Source organism: Sphingomonas antarctica, from assembly GCF_965137005.1.
Lineage (GTDB): Bacteria > Pseudomonadota > Alphaproteobacteria > Sphingomonadales > Sphingomonadaceae > Sphingomonas_O > Sphingomonas_O antarctica.
Genome location: NZ_CBCRXM010000008.1, coordinates 30,001 through 51,041, shown reverse-complemented (window position 1 = coordinate 51,041; position 21,041 = coordinate 30,001). Strand labels below are relative to the sequence as shown.

General features: G+C 62.9%; 18 protein-coding genes and 1 pseudogene (1 of these 19 running past the window's edge). 11 read left to right on the top strand and 8 right to left on the bottom strand.

What is annotated here, in order from left to right:
- Nucleotides 1-61: 61 nt before the first annotated feature.
- The 5 genes from ACM9ME_RS09785 to ACM9ME_RS09765 all read left to right on the top strand — a co-directional run bounded on the left by ACM9ME_RS09785 (nt 62) and on the right by ACM9ME_RS09765 (nt 7,995).
- Entirely contained in the window at nt 62-1,402 is a 1,341-nt protein-coding gene (locus ACM9ME_RS09785) for a tetratricopeptide repeat protein (RefSeq protein ID WP_415643273.1), read from the top strand.
- Between the two features lie 1,102 nt (nt 1,403-2,504).
- On the top strand, nt 2,505-4,790 hold the full coding sequence (locus ACM9ME_RS09780; RefSeq protein ID WP_415643272.1) for a beta strand repeat-containing protein: 2,286 nt from the start codon (nt 2,505-2,507) through the stop codon (nt 4,788-4,790).
- A 474-nt stretch (nt 4,791-5,264) separates the two neighbouring features.
- Complete coding sequence (locus ACM9ME_RS09775; RefSeq protein WP_415643271.1) at nt 5,265-6,101, top strand: PEPxxWA-CTERM sorting domain-containing protein; 837 nt, start codon at nt 5,265-5,267, stop codon at nt 6,099-6,101.
- 42 nt (nt 6,102-6,143) lie between these two features.
- Nucleotides 6,144-6,731 carry a response regulator transcription factor gene (locus ACM9ME_RS09770; protein WP_415643270.1) on the top strand — a complete coding sequence of 196 codons (588 nt, stop codon included), beginning with the start codon at nt 6,144-6,146 and terminating at the stop codon, nt 6,729-6,731.
- Between the two features lie 403 nt (nt 6,732-7,134).
- The gene (locus tag ACM9ME_RS09765) at nt 7,135-7,995 is read left to right on the top strand and encodes a PEPxxWA-CTERM sorting domain-containing protein (RefSeq protein ID WP_415643269.1); all 861 of its coding nucleotides are present in this window, start codon (nt 7,135-7,137) and stop codon (nt 7,993-7,995) included.
- A 215-nt stretch (nt 7,996-8,210) separates the two neighbouring features.
- Here the strand turns inward: ACM9ME_RS09765 and ACM9ME_RS09760 are convergent, their stop codons facing one another.
- Nucleotides 8,211-8,744, bottom strand: coding sequence for a TetR/AcrR family transcriptional regulator (locus tag ACM9ME_RS09760; protein ID WP_415643268.1), 534 nt, complete (start codon nt 8,742-8,744; stop codon nt 8,211-8,213).
- Nucleotides 8,745-8,895: 151 nt separating this feature from the next.
- On the opposite strand from ACM9ME_RS09760, the gene ACM9ME_RS09755 reads away from it, so the two are divergent.
- Nucleotides 8,896-9,831: an NADP-dependent oxidoreductase gene (locus tag ACM9ME_RS09755; RefSeq protein ID WP_415643267.1), complete on the top strand. Its 936-nt coding sequence runs from the start codon at nt 8,896-8,898 to the stop codon at nt 9,829-9,831.
- 31 nt (nt 9,832-9,862) lie between these two features.
- Here the strand turns inward: ACM9ME_RS09755 and guaA are convergent, their stop codons facing one another.
- Nucleotides 9,863-11,407 (bottom strand): glutamine-hydrolyzing GMP synthase, encoded by a 1,545-nt coding sequence (gene guaA / locus ACM9ME_RS09750; RefSeq protein WP_415643266.1) that lies wholly within the window; start codon nt 11,405-11,407, stop codon nt 9,863-9,865.
- A gap of 62 nt (nt 11,408-11,469) precedes the next feature.
- On the bottom strand, nt 11,470-12,063 hold the full coding sequence (locus tag ACM9ME_RS09745; protein WP_415643265.1) for a hypothetical protein: 594 nt from the start codon (nt 12,061-12,063) through the stop codon (nt 11,470-11,472).
- Between the two features lie 106 nt (nt 12,064-12,169).
- Between ACM9ME_RS09745 and ACM9ME_RS09740 the strand changes: the two genes are divergently transcribed.
- Nucleotides 12,170-13,315 carry a JmjC domain-containing protein gene (locus ACM9ME_RS09740; protein WP_415643264.1) on the top strand — a complete coding sequence of 382 codons (1,146 nt, stop codon included), beginning with the start codon at nt 12,170-12,172 and terminating at the stop codon, nt 13,313-13,315.
- Here the strand turns inward: ACM9ME_RS09740 and ACM9ME_RS09735 are convergent.
- The 5 genes and pseudogenes from ACM9ME_RS09735 to ACM9ME_RS09715 all read right to left on the bottom strand — a co-directional run bounded on the left by ACM9ME_RS09735 (nt 13,312) and on the right by ACM9ME_RS09715 (nt 17,060).
- Nucleotides 13,312-13,863: a pseudouridine synthase gene (locus ACM9ME_RS09735; RefSeq protein ID WP_415643263.1), complete on the bottom strand. Its 552-nt coding sequence runs from the start codon at nt 13,861-13,863 to the stop codon at nt 13,312-13,314. The two genes, ACM9ME_RS09740 and ACM9ME_RS09735, sit on opposite strands and share 4 nt — an antisense overlap.
- Nucleotides 13,864-13,901: 38 nt before the next feature.
- Nucleotides 13,902-14,435, bottom strand: coding sequence for an inorganic diphosphatase (ppa, locus tag ACM9ME_RS09730; RefSeq protein ID WP_415643262.1), 534 nt, complete (start codon nt 14,433-14,435; stop codon nt 13,902-13,904).
- 9 nt (nt 14,436-14,444) lie between these two features.
- Entirely contained in the window at nt 14,445-15,683 is a 1,239-nt protein-coding gene (locus tag ACM9ME_RS09725) for a M61 family metallopeptidase (RefSeq protein WP_415643329.1), read from the bottom strand.
- A 90-nt stretch (nt 15,684-15,773) separates the two neighbouring features.
- Nucleotides 15,774-16,363: pseudogene (locus tag ACM9ME_RS09720) on the bottom strand (M61 family metallopeptidase); the annotation flags it as partial.
- Nucleotides 16,364-16,406: 43 nt separating this feature from the next.
- Nucleotides 16,407-17,060 (bottom strand): DUF1345 domain-containing protein, encoded by a 654-nt coding sequence (locus ACM9ME_RS09715; protein WP_415643261.1) that lies wholly within the window; start codon nt 17,058-17,060, stop codon nt 16,407-16,409.
- Between the two features lie 110 nt (nt 17,061-17,170).
- Here ACM9ME_RS09715 and hisS point away from each other — a divergent pair, with 110 nt between their 5' ends.
- The 4 genes from hisS to ACM9ME_RS09695 all read left to right on the top strand — a co-directional run.
- Nucleotides 17,171-18,499 carry a histidine--tRNA ligase gene (gene hisS, locus ACM9ME_RS09710; protein ID WP_415643260.1) on the top strand — a complete coding sequence of 443 codons (1,329 nt, stop codon included), beginning with the start codon at nt 17,171-17,173 and terminating at the stop codon, nt 18,497-18,499.
- On the top strand, nt 18,496-19,578 hold the full coding sequence (gene prfA, locus ACM9ME_RS09705) for a peptide chain release factor 1 (RefSeq protein WP_415643259.1): 1,083 nt from the start codon (nt 18,496-18,498) through the stop codon (nt 19,576-19,578). Before hisS ends, prfA begins: the two co-directional genes overlap by 4 nt.
- Nucleotides 19,571-20,359, top strand: coding sequence for a peptide chain release factor N(5)-glutamine methyltransferase (gene prmC, locus ACM9ME_RS09700; protein WP_415643328.1), 789 nt, complete (start codon nt 19,571-19,573; stop codon nt 20,357-20,359). Before prfA ends, prmC begins: the two co-directional genes overlap by 8 nt.
- Before the next feature lie 184 nt (nt 20,360-20,543).
- A protein-coding gene (locus tag ACM9ME_RS09695; RefSeq protein ID WP_415643258.1) for a DUF4167 domain-containing protein crosses the window boundary here: on the top strand, nt 20,544-21,041 show its 5' portion. Its footprint extends 375 nt past the window's final position; the window shows 498 of its 873 coding nt (coding positions 1-498); its start codon is at nt 20,544-20,546; its stop codon lies off the right edge, out of view.

The window sequence follows — 21,041 nt, the reverse complement described above, 5'->3', positions numbered from 1 at the left end:
AAATGGGGCTCCCTTGACTGTGATGGATGGCTCAAGAGCTGCAACAACAAAGGGGGTCTGTGTGGCAGAATCGCGGAGCGATATTTCGCGGGTGCGGGTTAATTGGCGCTGGCTGACGCTGGCCGCCGCGGTGATCGCGGGTCCGGCCTATGCCACTGCCGATGCCCCGGTGCAGCAAGCCCTGGCGCTGGCGCAACAGGGTCGCGCTGGCGAGGCTTATGCCCTGCTCGCGCCGCTCGCCGCGACACGCGCGGGCGATCCCGATTTCGATTACGCATTGGGCCTCGCCGCCGAGGATAGCGGGCACCGCGCGGAGGCGATCATCGCGCTTCAGCGCGTTCTCGCGGTCCAGCCCAAAAACGCCCCGGCGCGCGCCGAACTCGCGCGCGTCTATGCGCTGACCGGCGATGTCGACACCGCCGAGCGTGAGTTTTCGACGGTGGTCGAGGATCCCAGCCTGCCCGATCCGGTGCGGCAACGTTTCAACCAGTTGGTGGGGGGACTCCGGCGCGAACAACGCGCCGGAGGCACCAGCCTGTCGGGTTTTGCCGAAGCCGGCGGCGGCTATGACAGCAACATCAACACCGCGACCGGGCTGACGTCGATCACGCTGCCGTTGTTCGCCTCGCTCGGCCCCGCCGCATTGTCGGGCACCGCGACGCGAATCGACGAAGCGTTCGGCAATTTCGAAGGCGGGTTGAGCGTCGCCAGCGGCGTGTCGCGCCAGACGCGGCTGTTCGCCTCGCTGCTCGGTTCGTACCGCGACAATTATGGCAGCCGCACGTTCGATCAGGGGACGCTGACCGGCACGGCGGGGGTCGGCTTCACGCGCGCCAATCGCGACGTCGTGTCGCTGAGCGGGCAGGCCCAGCAATTCTGGCTCGACCGCGACAGTTATCGTCAGGCGTACAGCGCCATCGGCCAATACACCCACCGCACGGCGGGCGGACAGGCGCTGTCCTTCGGGCTGCAATATTCGCGCCTCGATTACCGCACCGATCCGTTGCGCGACGCCGACCGCTACACCGCGACCGCCAGCTACACCGGCAAGACGACGTTCATCGCGGTGAGCAGCGGGCTGGAGGAAACCCGCCGCGCGGCGGGCAATAATGCGTCGAACGGCTTCGTCGGCGGGCGGATGGGGTTCGAAAAACCACTTGGCACACGCTTCTCGATACTGGGCAGCGCAGGGATCGAATATCGCGGTTATCGCGCGCCCGACCCGCTGTTCCTGCAGACGCGCCACGACACGCAATTCGATGCGGCATTGGGTTTTCGCGTGCTCGTCGCGCCGCGCGTCACGGTGCGCCCGCTCGCCACCTACACGCGCAACGCCAGCAATATCGATCTGTACGATTACAACCGTGTGACCGGCTCCGTCGCCGTGCGCTTCGAATTCTGACCGGGGAATGACCATGAACCGCCGCTTCAAGATCGCCGCCGCCTTGCTCGCCACGGCTGCTCCGCTTGCCTTGTCCAGCGCCGATGCCGCGCGGATCCTGTTCACCACCGGCGCCCGGACCGGCGACATCGCGCCGGGCGAACGCGTGGTCAGCGACGGCGGCACGGTACAGATCCAGCTCGACAATGGCGCATTGGTGTCGTTCGTCGGACCGGCCGATTTCGCGATCGGCGCGGATGGCGGGCTGATCATCGCCAAGGGTTCGGCGACGGTGTTTTCGCCGGGGCGACCGGTCAGCCTGACCTTCCCGCAAGGCAGCGCGCAAATAGGCAGCGGCGCGACCTTCACGATCGACGAGGACGGCATTGCCGGCATGCCGATCGACGGCGCGCTGACGCTGACCAGCGGCGGGGTGACACGCACCTTCAATCCGGGCCAGGCCTATCATGCGAGCGTCGGCGGAAGTCCCGGCCTGGTGTTCGCGTCGGGCGCGCAGGCGGTGCCACCCGTCATTCCGCTGGGAGATCCTGCCCATCCTGTCCAACTATTACAGATCACGCAGAACCCCGCCATTCCCGCGCTGCCCAACGGCACGCCGGCGCAGGTCCTGGCGTATTTGAAAACGTTAGTTGGCAACAGCCAGTATAATCAGGCGGTTCTTGCCCAATTGATCGCGGACGCCCAGCGCCTGATTTCCCCCATCGCCGGTAGCCCGACCCCAAGCCCATCGCCGACACCTACGCCCGCGCCCACTCCGACACCAGCGCCGACGCCAACCCCTGCTCCAACACCAACCCCTGCTCCGACGCCGACGCCCACNCCNACGCCNACGCCAACGCCAACGCCAACGCCAACGCCAACNCCAACNCCAACCCCGACACCGACACCGACACCAACGCCGACGCCGACGCCGACGCCGACGCCAACGCCAGGGCCGGCCCCATTGCCAAGCCCGCCGGGGAATACCGGGTCGGGAACCCTTGCGGCTCCGGGCACGACCTATACCGGCGCTTTCGCCGAACCTTATTTCTCACCCGCGCAGCAGGGTCAGGTCGTCGAGGCATCTGTTGCCTATAAGCCGACGTTGGATGCCCAGGGTGGAATGGATGCCTTGCTGTTTGGCGGCACCAGCGAAAAGCGTGGGACGATGCAAAACCTCGAGGTTTATGCGAACGGGGGCATTGCCATCGGACGGTGGGCGAATGGGCAAGGTACAGGCGGCATCTATCCGAGCGACATCAAGGCGACCGCCAATCAAGGGCTGCATTATGCCTTCGGCTCGGCGATCGCCGTGCTGCCCGTATCCGGAGGGATTGCGACTTACTCGCTCGTCTCGGCGACCAAGCCGACGTTCCAAGATGGCTCGACCGCGCCTGGGACACTCACGAGCGCGGGGCTTTCTGTTGCGTTCGGTACCACACCCAAAATCGGTTTCCAGGCGACGATAATGATGCCCGAGACCGCCGGCAATCAAATATATACCTTCACCACGCCCGGCGGCGTCGCTCATCCCGAGCAGAACACCTTCGGCTCATCGATCGACGGATCGGGCAATTTCTCGACGTTGTTCACAGCAAGCGGCACATTCAAACTATGCGGCGTGTCCGGCTCCGGCACGACCAGTTGCACAGGGTCCCTCAAGGGCGGATTCTCGAAAGATCTGACGGGAGCAGCGCTCGTGTATGACATAAGCAATCGACTGGACGGAGCGGTTGCGCTCTACCTGTCCGGTGCCAACAATCTCGCCACATCGGTCCCGTCGGGCACGACATCGGGCTCTTCTGCGGGAAGCGGACTGACCACGGGCGTTAATGCCGTCACGATCGTTGGGCAGGACTCTGCGAACGGCATACCGGTGCTCGCCCAGTTTCCGCAAATCGGCTTGACCTATGATTCAACCGGAGCGCTGCAATCCATTGGCGGCACCCTCGTTAGTCGCACGACGGCAAGTGTTGCAGATCAGGCAGCTGGTGCGGGATGGGAGATCGGTCGCTGGAATGGCGGCGCTGTAGACACATCGACCTCCGGCACTGCATTGTTTTTCGCTACGCAAGGTGCGCATTACATTGCGCTGGCCAAGCCAGTCGCGCCAACCGCAGGCGGATTATTTTCTTACACGCTCGCGGCCGCGACGATGCCCACCTACAGCAACGGCCGCGTGACGAGTTCGGCATCTTTCACTGGCAAACTGGGCATTTCGGTAACAGGTAGTGGTGCCAGTTATGCGGCAGCTACATATGGCCTGGAGGGTCAGATCACCGCGATCGATGCGCTGGGAACCGACGTATATACTTTTTTGACCGCTGGCGGCATTTCGCGTCCCACCGTTCCGCTTGGAAGCCTGGGCTTTACGACTAGCGGGACCGCCATAACGGCGACGGGGCACGACTGTCAGAGTGGCTCGGCATGCATCCTCAGTGTTGGTATACAGACCGGTGGAACCGAGGTCGGTCTCGCAGGCGTCGTCTATCGCATATTCGATGGGGCTGGCGCGCATAGCGATCTCAATTTGTATCCTGCAATCAGTGGCGCGGCGTTGTTTACCAAAACTAGCACGTCGGCTTTGCCAACCTACCCGGCGGCAACGGCGGGCACGTTACGGACCGGACAGGCCTTTGCTTCGGTCATCCGGCTTTCGGGCAACGGAGCCAATGGGTCCAAGGACAATCTGCTCGTGAGCGGGACTTCGCAATCGTACAAGGTCACCTCAACGGCCACGGGTGCGATCACCGGCTATGATGACGGGCAATATGTTCAGGCGGCATCGGGGAGCACGACGATAGCGGAGGCCGGCGTCTCCGACGTTACCAGCGTCGGTCGCATCGCTTGGTCACGCTGGACCAATGGCTCGAGCGTCAACAATTACAGCACCGGCAATGTGCAAGGCACGTTCACGGCTAATCAGGGACAGCATATCGTCACGGGTGACCCGGCAACGGGAGTCCCGATCACGGGATCGGCTGTCTATGCGCTCGCTGGGGCGACCGCCCCAACCATCGCAGACGGTTCTCAGGCGCCAGGGACGCTGACGGGCACTATGGGAGTGGGGTTTGCAACCCGGCATGTCGGGTTAGATCTCGTCGCCACTGTCGGCGGAACCGCCTACGCCATGAAGACCGCAGGAGGATCGGCCGATACGACGGCCAGCACGCTGGGCTACGGAGGACCGATCGCCAATCCTTCCAATCCGTACCAATTTGCCGGGTCGATCCCGGTTCCCACGGGTGGCGCCGCATGTGCGGGCAGTGGCAGCGGATGCTCCGCTTCGATCCAAGGATTTTTATCTGGAGTTGGCGGCGCACAGGCTGGGATTACTTATGCGATCAGCAACAGTGCTGGCGCGACCAACCAGTCGATCTCGGGAGCTGCTGCTTTCGTGAAGAAATAGTTGTGGGCGTAAGCTGACATTCGATATATCCCAAGGAACGTCAGAAAAGTCCCACTTCAAGCCGTTATTTGACCTCAAAACCGCCATCAACAGATGACCGCTTTCGGCATTCCTTCGCCAGTTGGAACGACCAGGCTTCAGGCGCAAACCTGTCGTTCATAGGACTCATACGGGTTCCGGTCCCAATATAAGACAAGGACGGTGATCACCGGCGGGACTATGCCTATTTAGGCAATTGAGAAGCTGTTGAGTTTCAACGCAAAGGAAACGTCGTCAAAGCCGATACAAGTCGCGACGGCTGCCCATCGTTGGAGCTATCTCATGAAGCACTCGTTGCTCGTCGCCACCGCTTGCGCGGTTATCGCTTTGTCCGGAGCGCCCGCCGCCGCTGAGGGCGGCGGCTGCGGAGTCGATTCATGTCCACCGCCGAGCCCGCCGCCGCCGCCAAGCGCACCCGTAATCGGCGCGTCTCGCTTGGGAAGCTTTTTTGTCGCGCCCGAAGGCAATGTTCTGGAGGGTCAAACTTACTACCCCAACGGCATTCCAACGGTCTATATCTTCGGCCACGGACCGGGAGGTACCGTATTGACCGATGCTCCGTATAGTTTGGGCGACGACACCTCCCATATCACGTTCACCGCCGACATCGCCAGTGCGCGGGCAACCGCGATCTCACACCAAGGCGATTACTATGGACGCAACGACGTCAGCGCTGGACTGGGCTACAGTCTCGCCTTGACCGCAAGCAACAGCACGGTCGCCGATGCCGTTGCCGCAATCCTCGCGCACGGGCCGCTTGCCAGCGTGTCGGGTGCTTATGGAATCTCGATTAGTGGCACTGCCAAGGGCATCGTGAGCGCTTACAGCCAGTTTGATGGACCGGGCACAGGCTATAATTTCTCGTCCAACTGCGGATATTATTTCAGCACGGGGCCATGCACCACGGGAAATTGGTCAATGAACCTTGGCTTCAGGCGCGGCACGGAATTCAGCGGCGGCGACCCGAACAGCTTCTACGCGGTGTTCTCGATGGGTGCGACAGCCGAATCGGGTAATGGCGGCTGTTTTCCCTATAGCTGTCCCGGCGATGCGACGGCGTTCATCGACCCGACGATCAATTACAATACGCAGCTTGGCCAATATGGCAGTAACCTGACCTTCAACGTACCGGGCGGTCTCGGCAACGGCGGGTTCAACTTCATTGGTGGCGGCGCGGTGCCCGAGCCCGCCAGCTGGGCGATGATGCTTAGCGGCTTCGGCATTCTGGGCGGGGCGATCCGCCGCCGCCGTGTCACCTACGTGACCGCTTGATCGGAAACCCCCGCGCAGCACGATGTCGCGCGGGGGATGCACATGCGACTGCTGCTAGTCGACGATCATCCGTTGTTCCGCCAAGGCTTCGCAGCGATGATCGGGGAAGCGCGTCCGGCGTGGCTGTGCACCGCGGTAGGCCGCGGTGAAGATGCCGAAATCGCGGTGCTGCGTGAGCGTTTCGACATCGCTTTGATCGATTTGCAACTGCCCGGTGCGGACGGATTTCAAACTCTTGCGCGCATCGCCGATGCCGTGCCGCTTCTGCCCTGCGCCATCGTCTCGGGCCGCGACGATGCTGCCGCCCGTGAACGAGCACGCGTAGCCGGTGCAAAAGGCTATATCGCGAAGGCGTCCGAGCCCGCAACGATGGTCGAGCGGATTGAGGCGATCGCAGCCGGGGGCGAAGGCTGGGACGCGGGCCATCGCGACGCACCTATGCTCACCGAGCGCCAGCGCCAGGTACTTGCTTTGCTGTGCGAAGGACATGGCAACAGGGAAATCCGTCACCGCCTTTGTATCGCCGAACGTACCGTGCGCGCACACCTGACCGAATTGTTCGGCGCGCTCGGCGCGCAGAGCCGGGTGCAGGCGGTGCTCCGCGCCCGCGCCTTGGGACTGTGCGACTAAGAAGGCGCTATGGACTTCCGCTAATCAGCCAATCGTGCTCGTTCGCGTGGCCGAACCTATGACCGCTTTTGGGACTGGCAAAAATCGTGCCGAACGTCCGGAAATGGGCGCAAAGCTGTCTGTCGGGTAACGCCCCAGTTGTTACCGTTTATGGCTCTGGTGGCGCTGCCTGCAAGCGGACGCTAGCATTCACCGATGAGCGAGGAACGATTCTCTGGAATGACGCGGAAAACCGGACGTTCAACGTCTCGAACTTCCAAACTGTGCCAAAGTGGTGCGGGTCTCCTCTGCCTAGCCCATTTGGCCTATTGTTTGCCAAACTCGGGTCGACCATTTTTACTGGGTGGGGTCCGCACAAATGGCGTGGGCGCAGTATGGGGGGCGTAGAGTGATGAGTTCCGCTTTGATCAAAGCATCTTTTGCCATCGGGCTTGCTGTTTTTGCGACCCAACTTGCAAGCGCGCAAACCGTAGGGACCAGTGCTTGGACACGTGCGGGTACGAGCGACAACGGATTCTATGAGTCCTCGCCTCGTTATCACGATGACGGGACGCGGACGATCGTGGCAAACGCTAGGTCAAGCGCACAGTCCTCGTTCTCGCAAACTCCGATCAATGCCGCTGCATCAGCATACTCGGACATGTCGACGGGCAAGATGGGTGTGTACGGTTCTTCAAATGATGCAAGGCTTGGTGGAGAGCCAGCAGCGACACGCTCTGAATCAGCCATCACGGATCGTCTTACTTTCTTGGTACAAGGTGCCAATGCAGACCAGATTACGCCTATCACTGTGTCTTACGGTCTGGACGGTAGCTTCTCAGGCAGATTCGATTCGGGAACCGGGGCCATTCGCAGCACGTTATTTCTAAATAACGCGGGACTTTATATTCAAAACGATACCACAAGGGCTGGTCCCACTGGCTTCCAGCCAGGCGCATCAAACTGGCAGTCATATTCGACTACGCTGACCCAGAACGGAATGTTGTTTACCGGGGTGTTCAATCTTCGTGGAGCTTCAACTATCGTCGACTTCAGTTCGACTCTTCGTAGCACTACGTATGCCGATTCGACTGTTGATTTCTCCCACACATCGACAGTTCGTTTCACCTTGCCCAGCACTGTGACATTTACTTCAGCGTCGAACAACTTCCTAACTGCGGCTGGCGCTGTTCCCGAACCTGCAAGCTGGGCGATGATGATCGGCGGGCTAGGCCTCGTAGGCGAGATAAAGCGTCGTGCGACGAGACGCATTCAACACGCTTGACCCCGACTGCGGATAACATCGGTCGCGAGCCAGATGGCACGCATATGACGGCTTGCCACCCAATAGCAGTCGTTTGCAGCGGAATTGCCCGCGCGCAAAGCGGACGTTGGCATCCAGCCACTTAGAGCGACGTGGCGTCTGCGCGGATAGAAAATAATTGCTCGCAGTTTGGGATGCCGTACAGATTCATTGTGTGAAGTCCTCGACGCGCACGATTATCGGCGTCCGTTCTGCACGTCCGGGGCCGACAACGCGCTTAGTTGATCGAACGCCAGCGCCAGATGAGCGTCCAGACTTTGTTCGGGAACCCTCATCCACGCGGCGACGGCGTGACCGAACGCCGCCATCCCCGCCATAGCCGCGAGCCTTGCGACGTCGGGATCGACGCCGCGGTTCTGAAGCCCGTCGGCCAATGTCTTGGTCAAAGCGGCGCTTTTCGACAATTCGCGCTCTTGCAATGCCGGCGTTTCCGATATGACCCGCTGCCGTGTTCCGGAAAAGGCGAGGTTCGCGGCGAGTAGCGGTTCAACCGCGCCGAACGCCGCCCGGAGCGCTTGAAACGGCGGCAGTATGGACGGTGTCCGTTCGAGGGCATCTGCGACCAGCGTCCGCATGGCGGCGGCGCCATCGAACAAAACCTCGCGCTTGTCCGGGAAATGCCGGAAAAACGTTCGTTCGGTGACCCCGGCGCGAGCTGCGATCTCGGCGGCCGTTGTCGCGTCGTAACCGCGCGCGCTCCACAATTCCAACGCCGCGCCCTGCAAACGGCGCCTTGCCTCAACCCCGCTTCGCGGCACCCCTCAACTCCTATATTGTCAGCAACTGTCATTATGGTTAGTGTCAGTCCATGACCTTTAGATGCATCGCCGCTGCGGCGAAGTCGAGATCGAGGAGTGTGGCATGAAACGCATACAGTATAGCCGATACGGCGGTCCGCAGGAATTGAGGCTGGACGATGTCGAGCTGGCCGAACCCGCGCCGATGCAGGTCCGCGTGCGGATGCGCGCGGCGTCGGTCAATCCGATGGATTGGGTGATCCGGCGCGGTGAGGTGAAATCGATGACCGGGCGTCAATTCCCGCGCGGATTGGGCCACGATTTCGCCGGCGTCGTCGAGGCCGTCGGGAGCGGCGTCACGCGGGTGAATGTCGGCGACGAGGTTTTCGGTGCCACCGACATGAAGGAAGCGGGCACCTTTGCCGAAGCGATGCTGACGCAGGAAAAGAATGTTTTCAAAAAGCCGCCGGCCATTTCCTTCGAGGTTGCCGGGGCCATGCCGATCGTCAGCATCACGGCGTGGACCGCGCTCGTCGGCAAAGCCAAACTTCGCGCGGGCCAATCGGTTTTCATTTCCGGATGCATGGGCGGAGTGGGCCGCGCGGCGGTGCAGTTGGCGCTCTTCCGAAGCGCGGTTGTTACCGGCAGTTGCAGCGCGTCTGACCGTGAAGAGGCGTTGGAGTTAGGCGTAACCGAGGCGATCGATTATCGCCAGTTCGACGTCGGCACCTATGCCAGTCAATTCGACCTGGTCTTCGACACCGCGGGCGCATTGTCGCTCAAGCAGTGCGGTACGCTTTTGAAGCGCGGCGGCGTGGCGCTCCATATCGTGATCACCCCGGCCAAGATGATCCGGAGTCTGGTGTCCGCCCGCCATAAAACCGTCTTCGGGACGGCCACGCCCGACGGAATGGCCGAGATCGCGGACGCGATGGTTCAGGGCAAACTCAAGCCCAAAATCGCCAAAACCGTTCCGCTTTCGGCAGCGATACCGGCCATCGTCGCCTTGGAAACGACCGGCCTGCCGAAAGGTAAACTGCTGATCGTCCCCGACATGTGATGGACGTTCGGCCCGATGGCCGCGGCCGGGTTCACTCCCACTCGATCGTTCCCGGCGGCTTGCTCGTATAGTCGTAAACCACGCGGTTGATGCCGCCGACTTCGTTGACGATGCGGGTGGCGACGCGGCTGAGGAAGGCGGCGTCGAAGGGGTAGATGTCGGCGGTCATGCCGTCGACCGAGGTCACCGCGCGCAGGCCGCAGACCGATTCATACGTGCGGCCGTCGCCCATGACGCCCACCGTCTTGACCGGGAGCAGCACCGCGAAGGCCTGCCAGATCGCGTCGTAGAGGCCGGCGTTGCGGATTTCCTCGAGGTAGATCGCGTCGGCCTGGCGCAGGATGTCGCAGCGGTCCTTGGTGACTTCGCCGGGGATGCGGATGGCGAGGCCGGGGCCGGGGAAGGGATGGCGGCCGACGAAGGCGGGGGGCAGGCCGAGTTCGCGGCCGAGCACGCGGACCTCGTCCTTGAACAATTCGCGCAACGGCTCGACCAGCGCCATGTTCATGCGTTCGGGCAGGCCGCCGACATTGTGGTGGCTCTTGATCGTCACGGACGGCCCGCCGGTGAAGCTGACGCTTTCGATCACGTCGGGATAGAGCGTGCCCTGAGCGAGGAACTTTGCCCCGCCGATCTTTTTGGCTTCGGCTTCGAACACTTCGATGAAGGTCTTGCCGATGAACTTGCGCTTTGCTTCGGGGTCGGTCAGCCCGGCAAGCCCGTTGAGGAACAGCGCTTCGGCTTCGACGTGGATTAACGGGATGCCGTAATGTTCGCGGAACAGGCCGACCACCTGCTCGCTTTCGCCGAGGCGCATCAGGCCGTGATCGACATAGACGCAGGTCAGTTGGTCACCGATCGCTTCGTGGATCAGCACCGCCGCAACCGCCGAATCGACGCCGCCGGACAGTCCGCAAATGACCTTGCCGTCGCCGACCTGAGCGCGAATGTCGGCGATCTTGGCGTCGCGATAGCCGGCCATCGACCAATCGCCCGCCGCGCCGCAGACGTGGCGGACGAAATTGGCAATCAGTTTCCCGCCATCGGGGGTGTGGACGACTTCGGGGTGGAACTGGACGCCGTAGAAGCGGCGGCTTTCGTCGGCGGTGATCGCAAAGGGCGCACCTTCGCTGGTCGCGACGGGGCGGAAGCCGGGGGGCAGGGCATCGACCTTGTCGCCGTGGCTCATCCACACTTGATGCCGTGAGCCTTCGTCCCACAGGCCGTCGAACAAGCGGCAGCCGTCGGCAACTTCGATATAGGCGCGGCCGAACTCGCCCGACCCGTGCGACGTGACCTTGCCACCGAGCTGTTCGCACATCGTCTGCTGGCCGTAGCAAATGCCGAGGATCGGCAGGCCGGCCTCGAAAAAGCGTTGGGGTGCGCGAGGCGAGTCGATGTCGGTGACCGAGGCGGGGCCGCCCGACAGGATCAGGCCCTTGGGTGCCATGCGGTCGAACGCGGCATCGGCGGCGTTGAACGGCGCGATTTCGCAATAAACGCCCGCTTCGCGGACACGGCGGGCGATCAGTTGGGTTACCTGACTCCCGAAATCGACGATCAGTATCGAATCCATGTCCCGCCCTAACGAGGGTCGGGACGGAACGCCATGACGAGGTTGGTGAGGACGAGGACCGGTCAGGCGATGGCGAAGGCGAGCGTCATGACCTGCATACGGCTGTCGGCGGTGACGCTGACCAGCGCGAGGGCGGAGGCGGCGATGGCGATCGCGCCGGGCAGGATCAGCCAGGTGCGGCGACGGATCAACGTCCCGCCGATCAGCAGGCTGGCCAGCCCGAGCAGTCCGAATTTGATGCGGACGACCGGGATCAGAATGGCATAGTTCGATGCGTCGCCCGGCAGATGCGCAAGGATGCTGCCGAGCGTCAGCCCTTCGACCTCGTCGCACAGGCAGGCGACGATCACTGCAGCGACGGTGGGCCAGCGCAACTGGCCACCCGCGGCGAGCGCGGTGAGAATCAGGAACGATCCGTAAGCCGGGATGAACGCGAGCCCGTCATACCACAGCGCCGAGGCCTGGGCGGTGCGGCAGGTGTCGTTGGCGATGATCCGCGCGGCATCGGCAGGGATGCGCGCATATTCGAAGAACAGGATCGAATTCCTGGCGGGGTCGCAGGCGGCGAGCCCGTGGAACAGGCCGAAGCCCTGGCTGACGAGCAAGGCGACGACGCCGAGTGCGGCGGCCCAGCGCCACAGGATGCGTTCTTCCATATCTTCTCCCCTTGGCTGTGGTGAAGGAGAAGCGGCGCGTTGGGTCAAGCCCCGGCTCTCCGACGCAGGTTCGCGTCACGGCGGGACATGGCTTATGCGCGCCAACATGCACCTCACCAATTTCGACAGCGACGTGTTCCTCCGCGACACCTGGCAGAAGCGGCCGCTGCTCATCCGCAATGCCTGGGACGCGTGGCATAATCCGCTCGAGCCGGATGAGCTGGCCGGATTGGCGTGCGAGGATGGCGCCGAGTCGCGGCTGATCGTCCAGAAGCGCGGCGGGTGGAAGGTCGAGCATGGGCCCTTGCCCGAGACGCGGTTCCGGAAATTGGGGAAGCGGCCATGGACGTTGCTGGTTCAGGCGGTCGATCATCTGGTGCCGGACGTCGCCGCGCTGATCGATCCGTTTCGCTTCATTCCCAACTGGCGGATCGACGATGTGATGGTCAGCTATGCCAGCGACGGTGGCGGCGTGGGGCCGCATTTCGACCAATATGACGTCTTCCTGATCCAGGGGTTGGGCCGGCGGCGGTGGCAGATCGGCGGCCTGTGCGACGCGGCGACACCATTGTTGCCGCATGACGATTTGCGCCTGCTCGCGGAATTCGAAGCGACGGAGGAATGGGTGCTGGAGCCGGGCGACATGCTTTATGTGCCGCCGGGCTTTGCCCATAATGGCATTGCGGTCGGCGACGATTGCATGACCTATTCGATCGGGTTTCGCGCACCATCGCGGTCCGAACTGATCGCACATTGTTGCGATCATCTGCTGAGCGAAATCGCCGAGGACGATCGCTATGCCGATCCGCATTTGGCGGCGCAGGACAATCCGGGGGAAATTTGCGCGCGCGACTTGGCGAGCCTGCACGCGATGATCACCGACAAGATGATGGATCGCGATGCGTTTGCGCGGTGGTTCGGGGAATATAACACCACGCCAAAATATGCCGATCAGGATTTTGCGCCTGAGGTCGCTGAAACGACCGGGACGATCACGGCTCGCGTGGCGGCGGGCGTGCCGCTGATCCGCAATCCGGCCAGCCGGTTTTCGTTTGTCCGGGGAAGAGCCGATGCGGTGACCCTGTTCGTCGATGGCGCGAGTTTCGACGCAGCGGGTGGCGCCGCGCGATTTGCCGAAACCCTTGGCGCCTCGGCGCGGATTATCGTCGAACCCGCGCTAATGAAGGATGCCGCGCCCCTGATCGCCCGGTTGATTGACCAGGGCAGCTTGATGTTCGATCTGGACGACTAGACAAGGATTTCCCGCGACGTGCCGGGCGCAATGTCGTCGAGTGTCCAGTCACCGACCCGCCAGCGTACCAGTCGCAAGGTGCCATGCCCGACGGCGGCGGTCATCCGGCGCACTTGCCGATTGCGGCCTTCGCGGACGGTCAGTTCGATCCAGCAATCGGGGATGGTCTTGCGAAAGCGAGCGGGTGGATCGCGCGGCCAAAGGGAGGGCGGGTCGATGCGTTGCGCCTTGGCCGGGCGGGTCTTGCCGTCCTTCAGCTCGACGCCATTGCGAAGTGCCGCAAGACTGTCCTCGGCGATGTCGCCCTCGACCTGGACGAGATAGGTTTTGGGCAGCTTGAATTTCGGGTCGGCGATGCGCGCCTGCATCCGGCCATCGTCGGTCAGCAGCAACAGACCCTCGCTGTCGAGATCGAGCCGCCCGGCCGGATAGACGCCGGGCACATCGATATAGTCCGACAGTGTCGGGCGCGGCGAACCCGCCGTCCCCCGGTCGGTAAACTGGCACAGCACGCCATAGGGTTTGTTGAACAAGATGAGCCGCGGCATTGGCTTGTCTTATCTGGAATCGCAGAGACGCGACCGGGTTACTTCTCGGCCTTGGCGCGCTCGATCGCTTCGAGGATCAGCTCTTTGGCCTTGGCGGCGTCGCCCCAGCCTTTGATCTTGACCCATTTGCCGGGCTCGAGATCCTTATAATGTTCGAAAAAGTGCTGGATCTGCTGCGTCACGATGGGCGGCAGGTCGTCGGTGCTGTCGACCTTTTCGTAATAAGGAAAGGTTTCGTCGACGGGAACGGTGACCAGTTTCTCGTCGCCGCCTTTGTCGTCTTCCATCAGCAACACACCGACGGGGCGCACGCGGATCACCGCGCCGGGGATGATCGGCGAGCGCGCCACGACCAGCGCATCGAGCGGATCGCCGTCTTCGCCCAAAGTGTGCGGGATGAAGCCGTAATTGGCCGGGTAGCGCATCGGCGTGTGCAGGATGCGGTCGACGAACAACGCGCCCGATGCCTTGTCGAACTCGTATTTTACGGGCTCGCCGCCCAGCGGCACTTCGATGATCACGTTGACGCGGTCGGGCGGTGAATCGCCGACGGGGATCAGATCAATTCTCATGGTTGTTCCTTAAGGACGCGGCGCCAGCAGTTTGTCGAGCGGGCCGTCGCCCTTGGCGACTTTGACGAGGTGCGGATAGCGCAGGCCGCCATTCCAGCGCAGGTCATAGGTCTTGACCAGTCCTTGCGTCTTGGTGGTCAGGCGGATCGGGTCGCGGCCGCCCTTGGCCGCCTTGATCGCATCGTTGATCGCCTCGTCGGTATAGGGCCGGTCATTCACCGCCACCAGTTCCTGCCCGACCGTCAGTCCGGCTTTGTACGCCGGTCCGTCCCACATCACGCCAGAGATTTTGGACACGGTCGCGCCCGTCGGCTTGCCGACGCTGATGCCCAGCGAATAATTGAGATCGAGTGTTTTACGCGACGCCGATACCGCCTTGGTGAACACCGACGGTGTGTCGTCGTAGCGGAGTTCGTAACCGCTGGCCGCGACCCAATCGAGTGGGGCACCCTTGCCGGTGCGGGTCAATCGCTGCGTCAGGAAGGCCTTCCAGTCGTTCGGATACACACTGTTGAGCGTCTGCGCGACGTCGTCGATGGTGTAGGTCAGTTCGCCATAATCGCCGTCGTTCATGCCGAAAAACGCGCGGGCGAAATCGTCCATGCCCTTCGTACCCTTAGTACCCGTACGGATGATCGCATCCGCTTCGAGCCAGATCATCATGCCTTCGTTGTAATAATCTTCGCTGCGCTGGTTGGACAGCCAGCCCTTGGGCTTGCGCGAGGCGATGATCGGATCGTTGGTCGTGTCGATCAACGGGCGCCAGTCGCGCGCGGGGAGGTTGTCGAGACCCGCGGCGATCGAGGCCAGCGCGTCGAGGACTTGCGGCTTGGTGGCGAGGCCCGAGCGCGCTTCGAGCACATAGCCCCAGAATTGCGTCTGCCCTTCATAGACCCACAGCAAACTGTCGCGCATCGGCGTGTTGAAATTGGGCGTCCACAAATCCTGGCCGCGCCGGAACTTGCCGTCCCAGCTGTGCGTGAATTCATGCGGCAGGAGGTTGTGATCGGGCAGGCTCGCTTCCCAATCGGTGAAGTATTTGGCGCCGACCCCATCCTCCGACGAGCGGTGATGTTCGAGACCGCTGCCGCCCAGCTGATCGGACAGCGAGAACAGGAAGTCGTAATGGTCGAAGTGGCGCGCACCGAACAATTTGACCGCCTGATCGACCAGGTTGCGGTGGAGCGACAGCTGTGCCGGGCTGGCGGCGAGATATTTGGGATCGTCGGCGACGGTGTTGAGGAACACGTTATGGCCGAGATCGTCTTCGCGGTGAAAGCGACCGGCGAGGACGGGCGAATCCTGCAACACGTCATAGCTGACGGTTTCATATTTGACGGTGTCGCCGGTGGTAACGCCGCGCAGCGCGGTCGCGGCGCGCCAGCCCTTGGGATAGGTCACGCTCGCCTGGATCGGGATTTGCCGCGTGAAATAGCCTGCGGGTAAAGCGACACGGCTTCCCATTGCAGGCTGAGCATGTCGGGCGTGACGACGATGCGACCCTGATCGCCGTCGGTCGCCGAGAGAAACTGGAACGACACGTCGAGATTGGCGACGCCGTCGGGCACATTGACCGTGAAGGCGAAAACGTCGACCGGATCGCGCGTCCACGGAATGATCTTGCCATTCGCCCTGATCACCAGCCCGGCGAGCTTTTCGATCTGGCCGCGCGGCGAGTGATTGCCGGGAAGCCATTTAGGCATGAGCAGGGTCGTGCTGCCCGAGGCGGCGACGGGGATGCGTTCCTGCACCGTATAGATGCGGCGATCGAGATCGGTCGCATCGACCTTCAGCGTGATCGTGCCGGGAAAGGGCTTGTCCTGCGGTGCCGGGATGGTGTCGACATGCTGAACCCAGACCGGTGCCGAATTGGCGGCAAGGGCAAGCGGAGCGGCAGCGACCAGCGCCGCGATGCGGATTGTTTTCATGACGGCGGGCTTAGAAGGCGTGTTCCGCAATCGCAACGCCAAGCTATTTCGAGCCGCCCAACACGTTGATCGTAAAGGCAAGCACGCCGATATTGAACACGAATGCGGCAAAGCTGTGGATCGTCACGATGCGACGCAGACGGCGGGTCTGGATGCCGGTATCGGACGTCTGGAACGTCATCCCCAGCGTGAAGGCGAAATAGACGAAGTCCGCATAGTCGGGATCGTCATCGCCCTGAAAATCCAGCCCGCCGACTTTGTCCTCAAGGTAATAAAGGTGCGCGTAATGCAGCGCGTAGATCGTGTTCGCGAACAGCCAGGCGAGGGCCAGGGTCGTCACGATCAGGACGATGTCGGGCTTGCCCTTGCCACCGAGTTCCAGCGCGACGGTGGTCAGGACGACCAGCGACACGATGGTCGAAATGCCCAGCAGGACGGCGCGATTGGCATCGTTGTCGCGCGAGGCGCGGCGCATCCCCGCCGCCGTTTCGCGCTTCCACAACAGCGGCGACATCAGCACGAAAAAGACCAAGGCGCCGACGTCGAAGCCGATCATCAGCGATTTCGACCAAGGCATGTGCGTGCTGGCGACGAGGCCCGCGATGATCGCGGTAACGACGAACGCAATGAAGCGCGGTGGCGCGATCTTGTCGCGAATGAATTTGAGCATGATGGAGAGAAGAAGAAGCTGGGTCACAGGTCAAGCCCGGGACGGCAATTTGGTGTTTAACATATCGTCACCCCGGACTTGATCCGGGGTCCCGCTTCTTTCCTTTGCGCGGGCATCTGAATAAGGGCGCGAGCTCAATGGCAAAGATCGAAACACCCCGCGCGATCCGCGGCACGCAGTCGATGCGCGGCGAAGAGGCCGAACGCTTTCAGCATGTCGTCGACACGTTCGAACGCGTGCGGCGGTTGTACGGCTTTGGCCGGGTCGAGTTGCCGGTGTTCGAGGCGACGGCGGTGTTCAGCCGGACGCTGGGCGAGACGACCGATGTGGTTTCGAAGGAGATGTACACCTTCGAGGATCGCGGCGGGGATTCGCTGACGCTGCGGCCCGAATTTACGGCAGGGATCGCGCGCGCTTACCTGACCGAGGGCTGGCGGCAGTTCGCGCCGATGAAGGTCGCGACGCATGGGCCTTTGTTCCGGTACGAGCGTCCGCAAAAGGGGCGGTTTCGGCAGTTCCACCAGCTCGACGCCGAAGTGATCGGTGCGGCGGAGCCGGCGGCGGATGTCGAACTGCTGTGCTTTGCCGACCAGTTGTTGCGCGAGTTGAAGATCGAGGGTGTGACGCTCAAGCTGAACACGCTGGGCGATGGCGACAGCCGCGAGGCGTGGCGCGCGGCGTTGGTCGAACATTTCGCGCCGTTCCGTGAGGGGTTGAGCGAGGACAGTCAGCGCCGATTGGAGACCAACCCGCTGCGGATTTTGGACAGCAAGGACCCGCGCGACGCGGCGGCGGTGGTCGACGCGCCGACCATGGTGTTGTCGGGTGAAGCGGCGGATTTCTACGCCAAGGTTCAGGAAGGGCTGCGCGCGGCGGGCGTGAAGTTCGAGGAAGCGGCGACTTTGGTACGCGGGCTCGATTATTACCGGCACACCGCGTTCGAGTTCGTGCCCGATGCGGGCAGCGCGGCGGCTGAGAAGATGGGGAGCCAGAGTACCTTGCTTGGCGGCGGGCGTTATGACGGGCTGATGGAGATGCTAGGCGGGCCGCATACCCCGGCGGTCGGTTGGGCTGCCGGGATTGAGCGGTTGGGGATGTTGGTCGAAGTGCCCCAGCCCAAGTATCTCGTAGAAGTGATCCCTGAAGAGCGCGAAGATGAGGGCGCCTGCGTACGAGTGGCCGCTCAGCTAAGAGCGCAAAATATCGCTGCGAACGTATCCTATCGTGGCTCAGCTCGGGATCGAGCTTCGAAAGCACGGAAGCGGCCGAACACTCTCCTAATCTATGTGGAAAAACGGGGCGAAAGCCTCAGCTTGAACATCGGCAATGTGGAACTAGACCAGTTGTTAGGATCGACAGGCCGTTTTGAGGGCGGCATTGCAGACCGAATTGTGCTCGCGCTTGGCAAGGACAAATTTCCGCACGCCGTTGTCGGCAGTCCCATTTTTTCGCCGAGACCTGAATGACCCCCACAGTGTCAGACGAACGCATCGCCGCCATTGAGGGGCGTCGCGAGGAAATGCAGGCGCAGCTTTCGGCGGGCGATTTGCCAACCGACAAGTTCATCGCCTTGTCCAAGGAATATGCCGAGCTGGGGCCGGTCGCCGATGCGGCGGCGGAGGTGCGGCGGCTGCGGGCTGAGCGGGCTTCGCTCGACGGCATGTCGGGGGAGATGGACCTCGAGCTGCGCGAGATGGCGGCGGAGGAACTTGCTTCGATCAACGAGACTTTGCCCGAAGCGGAGCGCGCGCTGGCGCTGAAATTGCTGCCGCGCGATGCGGCGGACGAGCGTTCGGCGATGCTCGAGGTTCGTGCGGGGACTGGCGGCGACGAGGCGGCGTTGTTCGCGGGCGACCTGTTCCGGATGTATCAGCGCTTTGCCGAATTGCAGGGCTGGCGGGTCGAATTGATCTCCGCGTCACAGTCCGAAGTCGGCGGCTATAAGGAAGTGATCGCCAGCGTCACCGGGCAAGGCGTGTTCGCCAAGATGAAGTTCGAAAGCGGCGTCCACCGCGTCCAGCGCGTGCCGGCAACCGAGAGCGGCGGGCGCATTCACACCTCGGCGGCGACGGTGGCGGTGCTGCCCGAAGCGGAGGAAGTCGACGTCCAGATCAACGACGCCGATTTGCGCATCGACGTGTATCGTTCGTCGGGCCCAGGCGGGCAATCGGTCAATACGACCGACTCGGCGGTGCGGATCACGCATCTGCCGACGGGGCTGGTGGTGATTCAGCAGGACGAAAAATCGCAGCACAAGAACAAGGCCAAGGCGCTGAAGGTTCTCCGCACGCGGCTGTACGAGCAGGAGCGCGAGCGGCTGGCCAGCGAGCGGTCGGGCAATCGCAAGGCGATGGTCGGATCGGGGGACCGGTCCGAGCGCATTCGCACCTATAATTTTCCGCAGGGGCGGGTGACCGACCACCGCATCAATTTGACCCTGCACCGGCTGCCCGAAATCCTGGAGGGCGAGTTGGGAGAGCTGACCGGCGCGCTGATCGCCGAGGATGAGGCGGCGCGGATGGGGGCGCTAGGTGACGCTGACTGAGGCTGTGGCGGCTTTGGCCGTCGTGACCGAAACGGCGCGGCTGGATGCCGAGGTTCTACTGGCGCATGCAGCAGGTGTGGAGCGTGATCAGCTTGTATCGCGCGGCCTGAGTGATGCGCCGGGGTTTGCTGCGTTGGTCGTGCGGCGGCTCAAAGGGGAGCCGGTGGCTTATATCACCGGCACGCGCGGGTTTTGGACGATCGATCTGGACGTCACGCCCGACGTGTTGATCCCGCGGCCCGACAGCGAAACCTTGATCGACGCGGCAGTGGCGCATTTTGGCAAACGCGCGCCGGCGCGGGTGCTCGATCTGGGGACCGGGTCGGGGGCGCTGTTGCTGGCGGCGCTCGATCAGTGGCCAGGGGCGACGGGGTTGGGCATCGACGCGAGCGAGGCGGCGCTTGTGGTCGCGCGGCGGAATGGGGGGTGCATTGCGCCGGGGCGGGCTTCGTTCGGGATCGGCGATTGGGCAGAAGGGATCGACGAGCCATTCGACCTGATCCTGTGCAACCCGCCTTATATCGAGGATGCGGCGGTGTTGGGACCGGGCGTGCGCGAATGGGAACCGCATTCGGCTTTGTTCGCGGGCGACGACGGGCTCGATTGCTATCGCATATTGGCGGGGCAGATCCCGCGTGTCATCGCGCTGGGCGGGGTTGCGTGCATCGAGCTTGGCGCGGGGCAGGCTGCGGCGGTTGCCGCCTTGTTCGCGGACAGCGGCCTTACGATTGGCACGAGGCGCGATCTGGGCGGCCACGAACGTTGCCTGATGCTCACTTAAAATTCCCCTTGGTAAGCCGGGATCGAGTCGCTACATAAGGGCCAAGGCACACCGCCAGACGGTGCCGCCTTACCCCCATAGACACCCGCATGAGACCGGCACGGGCCGAACCTCACAAGGGCAAACCGGCAAGGACCGGCGCGGGCGGGGGCAGGACAGATGGGGCAAAGTCCCCGAGCGAAGGATGCTCAATACCTTGATGAATGTGCGACAGCAGTCCGGCCGCAGGCGCGGACGCGGCGGTGGACAAAACCGCCAGGGTGGCAATGGCCGTGGGCCCGAAAGCGGTAACCGCATCGACAATCGCGCGCGCGGCAATGCGCCGCAGCTGCTCGAAAAATACAAAGGTCTGGCGCGCGACGCGCAACAGGCCGGCGACCGTGTGCTGATGGAATATTACCTTCAGTTCGCCGATCACTATTTCCGCGTCGTCAGCGAAAGCCGCACGCGCCAGGACGAGCAGCGCCAACCGCGCGGCGACGGCCAGGGCAATGATGGCGATGACGGGGACGATGGTCAGGACGGCCAGGACGATGGCGAGGACGATTTCGGCTTCAAGCTGCCACCCCGTCAGGAACAGCCGCGCCGCGACGACCGTCCACGCGAGGATCGTCCGCAGCAACAGCAGCGCGACGATCGTCCGCGTGAGGATCGCGGCCAACGCGACGACCGTCCGCGCAAT

Coding starts and splice junctions, on each gene's coding strand:
- guaA (WP_415643266.1), bottom strand. CDS start 11,407: ATGGATTCGATACTGATCGTCGATTTCGGGAGTCAGGTAACCCAACTG.
- prfA (WP_415643259.1), top strand. CDS start 18,496: ATGACCCCCACAGTGTCAGACGAACGCATCGCCGCCATTGAGGGGCGT.
- ACM9ME_RS09735 (WP_415643263.1), bottom strand. CDS start 13,863: ATGCCGCGGCTCATCTTGTTCAACAAACCCTATGGCGTGCTGTGCCAG.
- hisS (WP_415643260.1), top strand. CDS start 17,171: ATGGCAAAGATCGAAACACCCCGCGCGATCCGCGGCACGCAGTCGATG.
- ACM9ME_RS09770 (WP_415643270.1), top strand. CDS start 6,144: ATGCGACTGCTGCTAGTCGACGATCATCCGTTGTTCCGCCAAGGCTTC.
- ACM9ME_RS09780 (WP_415643272.1), top strand. CDS start 2,505: ATGGATGCCTTGCTGTTTGGCGGCACCAGCGAAAAGCGTGGGACGATG.
- ACM9ME_RS09740 (WP_415643264.1), top strand. CDS start 12,170: ATGCACCTCACCAATTTCGACAGCGACGTGTTCCTCCGCGACACCTGG.
- ACM9ME_RS09745 (WP_415643265.1), bottom strand. CDS start 12,063: ATGGAAGAACGCATCCTGTGGCGCTGGGCCGCCGCACTCGGCGTCGTC.
- ppa (WP_415643262.1), bottom strand. CDS start 14,435: ATGAGAATTGATCTGATCCCCGTCGGCGATTCACCGCCCGACCGCGTC.
- ACM9ME_RS09755 (WP_415643267.1), top strand. CDS start 8,896: ATGAAACGCATACAGTATAGCCGATACGGCGGTCCGCAGGAATTGAGG.